Source organism: Nibribacter ruber (assembly GCF_009913235.1).
In the GTDB taxonomy this organism is placed as follows: Bacteria; Bacteroidota; Bacteroidia; order Cytophagales; family Hymenobacteraceae; genus Nibribacter; species Nibribacter ruber.
In genome coordinates this window covers 3,158,109-3,169,486 of sequence record NZ_CP047897.1, presented here as the reverse complement: position 1 = coordinate 3,169,486, position 11,378 = coordinate 3,158,109, and the positions used below count along the sequence as shown (strand labels likewise).

The following is an 11,378-nucleotide window of genomic DNA, read 5'->3' as shown; positions in this document are numbered from 1 at the left end:
ACACGAAGCGTAAGAAAGGAATACAAAGATGTACAGGAGGAACGCGCTATTACAGGCTTTCGACATATCTAGTATTAAAAATACTTAATATTGTTTCCATCCCATTCTTTCAGCCCGCTGGGATAACCTCCTCTTTTTTCTTCTTCTTAAAGATAAGCGAAAAGAAAGAGGGAAACAGACGCCAGCCAAACCGTTTTTGGCCTGATTTCCGGAAAACAGGCCAAAACGACTAGACCGTTGCTTGGGCTTCTATGGCTTCGCGCTTGCGCAAACGGCGGCTGTACTCCATGTTCAACAGCACGCCCACCAGCACCAGGGCAATGCCCAGGTAGGAGAACACGTCAAACACCTCCCCGAAGAGCAGGAACCCCAGGCCCAGCGCGTAGAAAATGCCCACATAGTTGAGGCTGGCTACGCGGGCAAGCTCTTCGGCCTGGTAGGCTTTGGTCATGTAGTATTGCGCCAGCTGCGTGAAAATGCCCGTCAGAAACAGCCACACCCAGTCCATGCCCACTGGAGGCACCCACTTGAACAGACAGAACACCGCAGACACCGGCAAGGCCACCAGCGGAAAGTAAAATACAATGACCATGGGGTGCTCCCGCGCGTTGAGCTTTCTGATGGAATTATAAGATAATCCTGAAACGAACGCCCCGCCGACGCCCACCAACAGGTAATAAGTAGAAATGCGCGTGTCCACGCCCTCAATCACCAGCACGCCCGCAAACGAAATCAAGAAGAACAGCCACTGCCAGGGATGCACTTTCTCCTTCGCAATAAATACGCCCAACAGCGCCGTGAAAATGGGAGACAAATACTGAATGGTCACCGCGCCCGCCAGCGGAATATTCTGCAAGGTGGTGAAGTATAGCATAAGCGCAATGACGCCCGTAATGCCCCGACCCACCAGAATGAGTTTGTTGCTTCCCCAAGGCTCTATTTGCATGTACCGCAGGGTGGCATAGCTCATAGCCAAGGAAATAACTGACCTTACCAAAATGATTTCCATGGACGGCAGGTGAGGCAGGTATTTCACGCACACGTTCATCAACGCAAAGAAGAACGTGGAGAGCAACATGTACTGGGCACCTTTGGTCATAGAGGCAGTGGTTGGGGAACAGGACAAAGGTCGGGAGATTTACGGCAAAAGAAGTGCTTTTCACCAAGACATTTCTAGCAGATAACCCGCCCCACAGGTAAACTGTTTTTGCCTACTTTTGGTTAATAGAAAGGGATATTCCCCGTGCGTACTTAGCTTGTTGCCGTGTTCACACCCAAGAAAAAGAAAGTCTATACTAAGAAGGAGGCCCTGCCCAAAATTGCGGCCTACTGCGCCTACCAGGAACGCACGCAGAACGAGGTGCGCGCCAAACTGCTGGATTATGGCTTAGACTTGGAAGAGGCCGATGACCTGATTATCCACCTGACCCAAGAGAAATTCCTGGACGAAGAACGCTATGCCCAGGCCTACGTGCGGGGCAAGTACGGCCTCAAGCGCTGGGGCCGACGAAAAATCATGCAAGGCCTCAAAGCCAAACGCATCTCTGACTATTGCATCAAGAAAGGCCTACAGGAAATTGACCCCGACACCTACTGGGAGAACCTGCTCTACTGGCTGGAACGCAAGCACAAAACCGAAGGCGAGCGCAACCCCATGGCCCGCAAACAGAAAATCAACTTCTTCCTGCAAAGCAAAGGCTATGAACTAGACCTTATCAACGATGCTTGGAAAGAACTGGGCTTGGATTGATTTGAAAATTTGGAGATGTGGAAATGTGAAGATGGCCATTTCAGAATTTCGTTTTTGGCCTGTTTTCCAGAAAACAGGCCAAAAACGAAGTTTACCAAGTTATTAGCGCTGCCATTTTCACATTTTCAAACTTCCACATCTTCACATCTGAAAGCTAGCGTTTCTTAGGCACCGGTGGCGCTTGCATGGTGGTCTTAGGCATCAAATACACCTTCCGGCCGGTCATGTTTTCTAGCATGGGTTTCAGGATTTTCTCTGCGTTGATAGAGGTCTGCTTTAAAATACCGCTGTTCAAGGCTGCCTGCTTCACATTTTTCTCGGCAAATTTGTATCCCTCATCCACCAGTTCAGCATCCTGAAAGTAGGTATTCTCTTTCCCGAAAACCTTGGATTCGGTGTGATTCACGCGGTAATAGCAAATCTCAGGGGCGGGCAGGCTTATGTGCAGCACAGAATCACCCAGGAACTGTAGGTCGCTGGCTTGTAGTTTTTGCAGGTCAATACAGCCTACGGCCTCACCAGAGACAATCAAAGCGACTTTAGAATTGGGCAGGAACCGGGAGACTTCCTTGCTGTACTCCACCACGTCTTTGAAATTGTAACGCACCAACTCCAGCTTGCCCATCTCCTCAATCTTGGTGAGAATGGTATTGTGCGTCACTTCCACCTCTGGCTTTTTATTCACCCCAAAAAATTCTTTGACGGGATCACGCCAAGCTTTCCAAGCCAAGAAGGTCAGAATAAAAATTATTAAAGGAAAGATGAGCTTACGAAGCACGTACAGAAGTCGCATCAGATTAGAGTAGTTTACCCCACAAGATAAGCGAAAACCACGCCGAAGGTTACACTTCTCCGTTTTTGGCCTGTTTTCTGGGAAACAAGCCAAAAACGGAGACAATTAAAAATTAGAAATTATGAATCAGAAATTGATGTCGCATTGCATTTTCAGGAATGCAGAAATCCTTCCATCGTAAGCCAATTTTCCTCTCATCTGTCATCCTGAAAGGACCTTGTGGGTAAGTTGTAAAGACGTTTACCCAAATGCAACTCCCGCAAGTTTGAGCGAAGCTGTAACTTGTGGATAATCTTAGAGCAAGTTTACAAACTTGCCAGAGTTTGCTGAATGGTGAAGTAGGCAAGTTGATAAACTTGCACCATTGTTAGCTCCAAGCTATAAGCTTGAAGCAAGCAAAGGCGTTTTTGGCTTATTTTCCGCAAAACAGGCCAAAAACGGAAGTTGTTCGTTTTGCTTCAGCCTGTCTAGTTTGCCACCATGGTCCATTCAGGATGACAATGGGGAGGTTGATTTTGGTAGGCTACGTTACTGAATGCGGGTACGTGTATTCTAACTCTAAGCTAGACGCTCAACATCTCCTCTGTTGGCCAGCCCACGCCATACCGCTGCTTAAATCCAGTCCAACCCTGCAAGCCACCAGTGTGTATGGCTATAATGCGGGTACCTTCGGTGAAGTAGTCCTTCTCAATCAAGTCAAATACGCCAAACAGTAGCTTGCCCGTATACACCGGGTCTAGCAGAATCTGGTGCTGCTCGTAGAAGTCTTGGATGAAGGTCAGCAGTTCAGGTGTGTGCTTGGCGTACCCCCCGAAGTGGTACTCCGTTTGCAGTTGCCAGTTATCATATGCTTGTCCGGCGTAGGCTTGTACAAGTTGAGTTACTTCTGCATGTAGAAACTCTCCGCCTTTCAAGGCCGGAAACCCGATGATGTGGCCTTCCCCTCCTGCCCCAGCAATGATGCCCGCTAAGGTCCCGCCCGTGCCCGATGCCACGCAGAGTACGTCCCAGGATTCCTGTAGTTCTGTGACAATCTCGGTACAGCCTTTCACCGCCAGCAGGTTGGTGCCACCTTCTGGGAGCAGATAAGGATGGGGAATGTGTGTCAGCAGTTGCGCTTGAAACGCGGAATCATCTTTTAGACGATAATCTTCGCGGGAAAGGTAGCGGAGTTGCATTCCACAAGATGTAGCGTGCTGTAAGGTTGGATTTAGGGGCAACGTTTCCTCCCCGCGAATGTAGCCGATTGTGCTAAACCCAAACTCCTGCCCTGCTGAGGCTACCGCGGAAATATGATTAGAGAAAGCACCTCCAAAGGTGACTAACGTCTCTACATTCTGCGTACGCGCTTCTTGTAAGTTGTACTTGAGTTTACGCCATTTATTGCCGGGGATGGTGGGATGCAACAGGTCTTCGCGCAGTACAGCCAAGGTCACCAGTTTCTGGGTGAGTAGCGGGTGCGAGAGGTACTGGAGCGGTGTTGCCATTAGATTGGGATAGACACAAGAATGCCCCGTTTTTGGCCTATTTATGAGAAAACAGGCCAAAAACGGGGCACCTCAATTTACTTAAACCGTTTCTGGTTTTCTTCTTTTAAAGGTCACGTATACCGCTCCAAACAATCCTGCCAACAAGAGCAGTGAAGAGATAAGCGACACGGTGTTACCCAAGGTGTATTCCGTAGGCTCAAACTTGAATTCTACCACATGCTTGCCGTTTGGAATAGGCATAGCGCGCAAGATGTAATTTACCCTAAAGTGGTCAACTGGTTTGCCATCCAAATAAGCTTGCCAGCCGTCTTTGTAGTACACCTCAGAGAAGACTGCCACGCCGTCCTGAGTGGCTTCGGCGTCATACTTCAAGTAGTTAGGCTTGTATTCTGTGAGCGTGATTCTGGACGCCGAGGCTCCGTACACATGGGGCTTCACGTTCGGGAATTTAGAAACGTCCACAATGGCCTCGTTGCCTGGGTCAAAGGTTTTTAAGGTTTCCAGTTCCTCGTCTGGCGAGTTCACGGCGCGCACCGTCTGCACAAACCAGGCGTTGCCCAAGCTTCCCGGAATTTGCTGTACCGGCTGTTCGTCTTTGCCCGTGATGGCGTAACGCGTGTTGAGCATGTTCAAGACGTTCATGTTGCCCTGCGCAATGTGCTTCTCAATCACGTCTTGGTAACGGCGCAACTTGGCACCGTGGTAACCGCCAATGGATTTATGGAAGTAAGAGGTACGCGCATCGTTGAACGGATTTGGCACGTTGTACACGCGGTAGCTCAAGGACTTGTCGCGCAGAATGATTTCATCTGCAGTGGTAGGGGTAAAATAAGATTTGCTGTAGTCTTTCTGGAAGTCTTTGTCATTTAGGTAGCGCTTGTCTACGCCCCACAAATCCACCAGAATCAAGAAACCAACAATAAGCGTAGTCACAAACGCCGATAGTTTACGCTTAGTAAACATGTACAAGGCTCCACCAGCTAACAAGATGAATACCAACGAACGAAGGGCATCACCACGCAACATCGCTTGGCGGTCGGCGCGGATGGCCTGCACTGGGTACTGGTATTGCAACAACTGCTCGTCTACCGGCGCCACGTAATCAAAGATGCCACTGAAGATGAAGAAGAAGGCACAGATTCCGCCCACCACGCCCAAGGCGATTAAGATTTTCTTCTGTAGTTCTTTCTGGTCCAGGGCTTCGTTCTGGATAACACGGCAAAGGGCCAGAATAGCCAACAGCACCATGGTTACCTGCGCAATCACCAGCGCCATACTCACGGCTCTAAACTTGTTATAGCCCGGCAGAGCGTCAAAGATGAAGTAGTTAAACTCGGCGAAGTTCTTTCCCCAGGCCAGGAACAAGGACAGAATGGTAGCGCTCAACAGCCACACCCACAAACGGCGAGGCGTCACCATCAGACCTAACACAAATAGGAAGCAGATGATAGCGCCCATGTACACAGGTCCGCCTACAAACGACTGGTCTCCCCAGTAGAACGGCATAGACGCATCGGCTAATTGCGCGGCCGGCATTCCGGCTTGGCTCAAGGCAGCGTAGGTCTCTGAGTTTTTCTCCAATGGTCCTTGGCTGGCACCTCCGTAGAAGTTAGGAATGAGCAAGGTCATGCTCTCGCCAATACCGTAGCTCCACTGGAACGCATATTCGCGGTCCAGGCCAGAGCTGGCTTCATCAGCATTTTGCTTTAGTTCAGAAGCGCCTCTGATGGAATATTGACCATATTCTGCGGTGGTATAAATGCGCCCGAAGCTTACGCCCGCGGCCAGTAAAGCACCAATGGCCAAGATGGCAGTGCGTTTGAAGAACTCCGCAATACGGCCTTCTTTGTACCAATGCACCAACTCTACAATGCCAAAGATTAGCACAATCAAGAGCAGGTAATACGTTATCTGCAAGTGGTTCACGCGGATGTGCATGGTTAACCCGAAGGCGAACAGCGCCGCGCCAATCCAGAGATTTTTGCGGTAGGCATGAATCAAGCCGGCCAATACTAACGGCAGGTAAGCAATGGCCAGTGATTTGGTGTTGTGCCCCGCTTCTAGAATAGCGAAGTTGTAAGACACAAACGTATAGGCAATGGCCCCAACCGCCGCCAGCATCGGGCGCAAGCCCAACACCGCAAATAAGATATAGGCACACAGCAGCGTAATAAACACGTTAGACGCTACCAGCGGCAAGCCAAAAGTAAAGAGGTCATGCACGTACTGGAACAGGTCACCCGAAAACTTAACACTGATCAAGTAGGCCGGCATGCCACTGAACATGGAGTTGGTCCAGAGGGCTTCCTCGCCGGTGGCTGCGCGATAATCTGTTATCTCTTTGGCGCCGCCCTGAAACTGCACCACGTCATGTTGCATCAGGCTTTTGCCGTCAAAGAAAATGGGTGAGAAATAGGCTACCGTGAGTAGCAAGAAAAACAGAAGCACCAGCAGGTGCGGCAACAGATGGCGATTGAAGTTGAATTTCGCCGGTAAAGAAGAGGCCATAGCGTCTAATAGAAGAAAAAAGCCCGATGCAGAGAGCATCGGGCTTGAAAGATAATCAGTTTATTTTATTTCTTCATAATCCACGTACTCCCCGTCGGGGAAGTCTTTCTTCTGGCGCTGTTCTTCGGGCACGTAGTCTACCTTTATTTTACCGGCGTCGGGGCTAGAAGAAGCCGTGCTGTGCCCGTTGGCCTGATAGGCGCGTTGTTGCTGGGCCTGGCCTTGGTACGTGAATTGCTGCGCCTTGCGCATTTGCTTCTGCACAAATAGTTTAAGCGCAAACTTGATGATGTACGGCATAAGGTACCGTAGTGCAAAACCAATGGCTAAAAATATAAGGAAGGTTTTCAAGTCTACTGTTTGTTTGGTTTAAAGTAAAAGTCACCGCCCTGGTAGCTGTCAATCTCATAGGGCGCGCAGACAGATAACGTGCGTTGCGGGCTTAACGTGTATACGCCGTAGCCTAAACCGGTTAAAATCTCCACCACTTTCTTGCGGTTCTCTGCCCCATTGAGCTCTGTCTGAATCAACGGCTTGTGCTTCTTTATAGTTTCCTGCAGGTGGGCAAACACTTGGTGCTCATAGCCTTCCACGTCGCACTTTATAAAATGGAGTTGTTCCAAGTCTGCGAACAGTTCATCTGGCACGCGCATCTCCACCTCATACGTTTGGGCATATTGCTCCTGGGCACTGCTGGCAATTTTGGTCATGCCGTGGTGTACCAGCCCATCGCGCAGGGGCGTACCCATCTCAATAGTGGTGTTTTCCCCGCCCAAGGCGAACGGCAACAACGTAAGGTTGTCCACCCCGCTGGCCTTTACATTGTCTTGCCAGATTCTGCCAAACAAAGGCACCGGCTCCACGGCCAGCACCTGCCCAGTAGGCCCGGCCAGCTTCGACAAGAAAGTAGAATAGTAGCCCAGGTTGGCGCCAATGTCCAGGCACGTATACCCCGGCCGAATGATTCTGCGCAGGAAAAATAGCTCTGGATACTTGGCCTGCCCTCTGCCCGAGCCCACCATGATAATGTACATCCGGCTCACCAGACGCAGATAGCCCTCAAACCCGAGCGCCTTGACCAATAGTTTACGAAAGAATTTCACGGGGTAAAGTTCTGGATTCTACCGGGAGAAAACAAAGGCAGGCGTTTTTGGGGTGTTTTGGTGGAAATGGGCTGAAAACGGCAGCCGGTGTCTACTGCTAATCAAATTTATTACTTAGTTTAACCTCTGTTCTTTCTCCGTTCTCCATATTATGGCAAACTATTCTACCAAAACGTTACGCTTCTCCAAAACACCAACTGCTTTCGGATGCATTCTGCTTGGGCTATTGGTAGCCGTGCTCCTTGCTCCAAAAGCTGTTCAGGCCCAAGGAAAGACTCCACAATTCCAATACACGATATCATTCCCGAAGCCAGCCTCCCACACCTACCATATAGATTTGAATACCGGCAAATTCCCGCAGGACACGCTCTTGTTCAAAATGCCCAACTGGATGCCGGGCTACTACCAACTCATGGATTATGCGAAGGGCATTGAGAACTTGGTGGCTAAAGATGAGAAAGGCCGAAGCATTCCCTTAACCAAGGTTGCGGACAATGCCTGGCGGGCGACGGGCGTGAAGAACAAACCCCTGCGCTTGTCTTATGACATCAAAACCTCTAAGCAGTTTGTAGCCAATAGTTATGTAGATAGCGCGCATGCGTACCTTATTCCCGGCAACAGCTTCTTGTATGTGGATGGACTGTTGAACACGCCGGTTTCTGTCTCTTTCCAAAAACCCGCCGCTTGGAAGAACCTGGTCACGGGCTTAGAACCCGTCGTGGGCAAGGCCACTGAATTTACTGCCCCAGATTTTGACATCCTCTATGATTGCCCCATTTTGATGGGCAATTTAGAAGAGCTGCCTTCTTTTAAAGTGGGGGGCGTGGAGCATCGGTTCATTGGCTACCAAATGGGCGAGTTTGACAAAGTGGCTTTCATGGGCAAACTCAAGAAAGTAGTAGAGGCCGCCGTCGCCGTGATAGGAGACATTCCTTTCAAGCAGTACACGTTTATAGGCATCGGGCCGGGGCAAGGCGGTATTGAGCACTTAAACAACACCACGGTTAGCTTTAATGGAAAGTCTCTCACTACCGCGGCTAGTACCAACCGCATGATGAACTTCCTGGCGCATGAATATTTTCATCATTACAACGCCAAACGCATCAGGCCGCTGGAGTTGGGGCCATTTGATTATGACCAAGGGAGCAAAACCAACTTGCTTTGGGTGAACGAGGGGTTAACGGTGTACTATGACAACCTCATTGTAAAAAGAGCGGGCTTGGCAGACGCAGAAACGCTTCTATCTAATTTCAACGCCAAGCTTAACGCCGTAGAAAACAACCCCGGCAAACGGCACCAGTCTCTAGTGCAGGCCAGCTACAACACCTGGAAGGACGGCCCCTTTGGTACGCAGGGCGAAGACCCAAACAAAGCCATCTCTTACTATGACAAAGGCCCGTTGGTTGGTTTATTGCTTGATTTTGAGATTCGCCATGCCACTCAGAACAAGAAGTCTTTAGACGATGTCATGCGTCAGCTCTACTGGCAGTACTACAAAAAAGCAGGACGCGGGTTCACAGACGCCGAGTTTCAGCAGACCTGTGAGACCATAGCCGGCAAATCACTAGCCTCTCTATTTGAGTACGTCTACACCACCAAAGAACTAGACTATGCCACTTATCTGGGCTACGCAGGCTTGAAACTGGAAACCAAACCAGGAGAAGGCAAGCAGGCTCTACAGTATAAAATTACCCACCTAGAAAACCCTACCGCCCAACAGAAAGTTATCTTACAATCCTGGCTAGGCGAGTAATAAAAGCCCATTCCAAGGGAAGCCTCAAGGTGGGATACTAAAAATCAGGTAGACTATATTTAGCAATTGGATATACAGTTAGGCGAAAACTTCCTTTTATAAACAGAAACAACCTTCTTATCTTTAGAATCGGTTTCTTGTAGGTAGTAGCAGATATGGCATTTTTGAGAGAACAGAATCTTCGGCTGAAAGGCCTTGTAGCGGTGATAGGCTGTGTTTTTCTTTTTTCCTGTCAGGAGAAAGGAGAAACGAAGCGGTTTTCATTGTGGGGAAAGAAGGAAGTACGGCAAACGGTGCCGGTTCCGGCCTCGTTCACGGCCGACAGCGTGCAGAAGCTGAGCCACCATTTAGACTCGGTGTTCAAGTATTTCCATAAGCGCCGGGGCTTCAACGGCACGGTGCTGGTAACCAAATACGACCAGGTGGTCTACAAAGGCGCCTTCGGGTACGCTGATTTCTACAAGCGAGACACGCTCACCCTCAAAACCGCTTTTCAGCTGGCCTCGGTGTCCAAGCAGTTCACGGCCATGTCCATCATGATGCTCAAGGAAGAAGGCAAGCTGAGCTATGAAGACAGCGTGCAGCAGTACATTCCAGACTTTCCGTACCACGGCATCACCATCAGGATGCTCCTCACCCACCGGTCGGGCCTGCCCAATTACACGTATTTCAGTGATGAACTGTGGCCTAACCGCCAGGTGCCTATCACCAACAAAGACGTCTTGAACTTAATGGCCCAATACAAGCCACATACGTACCTCAAACCCAATACGCGCTTCAATTACAGCAATACCGGTTACAGCCTATTGGCCTCTATTGTGGAGCAGGTAAGCGAGATGCCCTTCGCGGAGTTTGTGCAGAAGCGCATTTTCAAGCCCCTGGACATGACCGGTTCCTTCACGTACAGCCCCAACATGGCGGTGCTCACGGGCAAAGTAGCCACCGGCCACACCCGCTACCGCCAGAAACGCACCACCGACTACCTGGACACCGTCCTAGGCGACAAAGGCGTTTTCTCTACCGTTGAGGACCTGTATAAATGGGACCAGGCGCTCTACACAGACAAACTAGTAAGCCCCGCAACCCTGAAAGAAGCCTTTACTGGCACTTGGCTCAAGAAGAAGCAGCATGAGGATTACGGTTTCGGGTGGCGCATAAAGCCATTGGAGAATGGAGACACTGCCGTCTACCACGGCGGACTGTGGCACGGCTACTCTACCTATATTTTACGCAACCCCAAAGACCACAGCGCCCTTATCGTACTCAGCAATCTGCCCAACGGAAGCCTAAGCTATCTGAAGGACATTAGAGGGTTCTTGTACCCAGCCACAACTGATAGCGCCACAACTCCTAATAAGGGAATGGTGGCAAGTGCTAAGCGGTAAATAGATTTCTACCTGATTTGCTGAAGTCTCAAGCAATGAGCTTACTACGGGCAGACTCTCCCCTTGAGGGGAGCGCAGAGGGGTGTCTACACCTGCGGGCACGCATTCCGTAAAAGGCATTTATGCTCAACCGGATAATCCCTTACCGACCAGATCTTAAGGAGAAAGCTAGGCAGTTGCGCAAAAACAGCACGCTGGCAGAAATCCTACTCTGGGAGGAAATCAAAGACAGGAAGCTGGTATACCAGTTCCACCGACAAGTACCGATGCTGAATTACATCGTGGATTTTTACAACCACGAACTGCGATTGGCTATTGAAGTGGACCCCGATAGCCACGACCACAAGGCGGATTATGACGCACACAGGGACCAAGAATTGAAATCCTATGGCGTGACCGTCCTAAGAATTGAAAATATAGACGTGAAAAGAAGGATGGCCTACGTGATGCAGGAGATCTATCATTGGATTAAGGATTACAAAGAAAGACAAAAGTGACTCTCCTGTGTAGACACCCCTCTGCGCTCCCCTCAAGGGGAGAATCTGCGGGTAGTTGGCTACAATAAAAAATTGAGACATTGTTGTTTTTAAAACGGC

Annotated in this window: 10 protein-coding genes; 4 read left to right on the top strand and 6 right to left on the bottom strand. The window is 49.8% G+C overall.

Translation table 11 applies throughout. From position 1 onward, the window contains the following. Nucleotides 1–229 precede the first annotated feature (229 nt). Nucleotides 230–1,099, bottom strand: a complete 870-nt coding sequence (locus GU926_RS13340) for a DMT family transporter (protein ID WP_232058328.1) — start codon at nt 1,097–1,099, stop codon at nt 230–232. Nucleotides 1,100–1,264: 165 nt separating this feature from the next. Here GU926_RS13340 and GU926_RS13335 point away from each other — a divergent pair, with 165 nt between their 5' ends. Continuing rightward, nucleotides 1,265–1,750 carry a regulatory protein RecX gene (locus tag GU926_RS13335; protein ID WP_160692676.1) on the top strand — a complete coding sequence of 162 codons (486 nt, stop codon included), beginning with the start codon at nt 1,265–1,267 and terminating at the stop codon, nt 1,748–1,750. A 154-nt stretch (nt 1,751–1,904) separates the two neighbouring features. Here the strand turns inward: GU926_RS13335 and GU926_RS13330 are convergent, their stop codons facing one another. The 5 genes from GU926_RS13330 to GU926_RS13310 all read right to left on the bottom strand — a co-directional run bounded on the left by GU926_RS13330 (nt 1,905) and on the right by GU926_RS13310 (nt 7,644). Next, nucleotides 1,905–2,435 carry a DUF4230 domain-containing protein gene (locus GU926_RS13330; protein WP_232058327.1) on the bottom strand — a complete coding sequence of 177 codons (531 nt, stop codon included), beginning with the start codon at nt 2,433–2,435 and terminating at the stop codon, nt 1,905–1,907. Nucleotides 2,436–3,106: 671 nt separating this feature from the next. Next, on the bottom strand, nt 3,107–4,030 hold the full coding sequence (locus GU926_RS13325) for a 1-aminocyclopropane-1-carboxylate deaminase/D-cysteine desulfhydrase (RefSeq protein WP_160692672.1): 924 nt from the start codon (nt 4,028–4,030) through the stop codon (nt 3,107–3,109). Nucleotides 4,031–4,111: 81 nt separating this feature from the next. Beyond that, complete coding sequence (locus GU926_RS13320; protein ID WP_160692670.1) at nt 4,112–6,541, bottom strand: YfhO family protein; 2,430 nt, start codon at nt 6,539–6,541, stop codon at nt 4,112–4,114. A gap of 60 nt (nt 6,542–6,601) precedes the next feature. Then, nucleotides 6,602–6,892, bottom strand: coding sequence for a DUF4834 family protein (locus GU926_RS13315; RefSeq protein ID WP_160692668.1), 291 nt, complete (start codon nt 6,890–6,892; stop codon nt 6,602–6,604). A 2-nt stretch (nt 6,893–6,894) separates the two neighbouring features. Further along, complete coding sequence (locus GU926_RS13310) at nt 6,895–7,644, bottom strand: FkbM family methyltransferase (protein WP_160692666.1); 750 nt, start codon at nt 7,642–7,644, stop codon at nt 6,895–6,897. 235 nt (nt 7,645–7,879) lie between these two features. Between GU926_RS13310 and GU926_RS13305 the strand changes: the two genes are divergently transcribed. The 3 genes from GU926_RS13305 to GU926_RS13295 all read left to right on the top strand — a co-directional run bounded on the left by GU926_RS13305 (nt 7,880) and on the right by GU926_RS13295 (nt 11,279). After that, on the top strand, nt 7,880–9,397 hold the full coding sequence (locus tag GU926_RS13305; protein ID WP_394350781.1) for a M61 family metallopeptidase: 1,518 nt from the start codon (nt 7,880–7,882) through the stop codon (nt 9,395–9,397). A gap of 263 nt (nt 9,398–9,660) precedes the next feature. Next, nucleotides 9,661–10,782, top strand: coding sequence for a serine hydrolase domain-containing protein (locus GU926_RS13300; protein WP_232058325.1), 1,122 nt, complete (start codon nt 9,661–9,663; stop codon nt 10,780–10,782). A 122-nt stretch (nt 10,783–10,904) separates the two neighbouring features. Beyond that, nucleotides 10,905–11,279 carry an endonuclease domain-containing protein gene (locus GU926_RS13295; protein WP_160692660.1) on the top strand — a complete coding sequence of 125 codons (375 nt, stop codon included), beginning with the start codon at nt 10,905–10,907 and terminating at the stop codon, nt 11,277–11,279. The last annotated feature ends 99 nt before the right edge of the window (nt 11,280–11,378 follow it).

Bases quoted from the DNA above. Each gene is read 5' to 3' on its own strand.
- GU926_RS13325 (WP_160692672.1), bottom strand. From the start codon at position 4,030: ATGGCAACACCGCTCCAGTACCTCTCGCACCCGCTACTCACCCAGAAA.
- GU926_RS13340 (WP_232058328.1), bottom strand. From the start codon at position 1,099: ATGACCAAAGGTGCCCAGTACATGTTGCTCTCCACGTTCTTCTTTGCG.
- GU926_RS13320 (WP_160692670.1), bottom strand. From the start codon at position 6,541: ATGGCCTCTTCTTTACCGGCGAAATTCAACTTCAATCGCCATCTGTTG.
- GU926_RS13295 (WP_160692660.1), top strand. From the start codon at position 10,905: ATGCTCAACCGGATAATCCCTTACCGACCAGATCTTAAGGAGAAAGCT.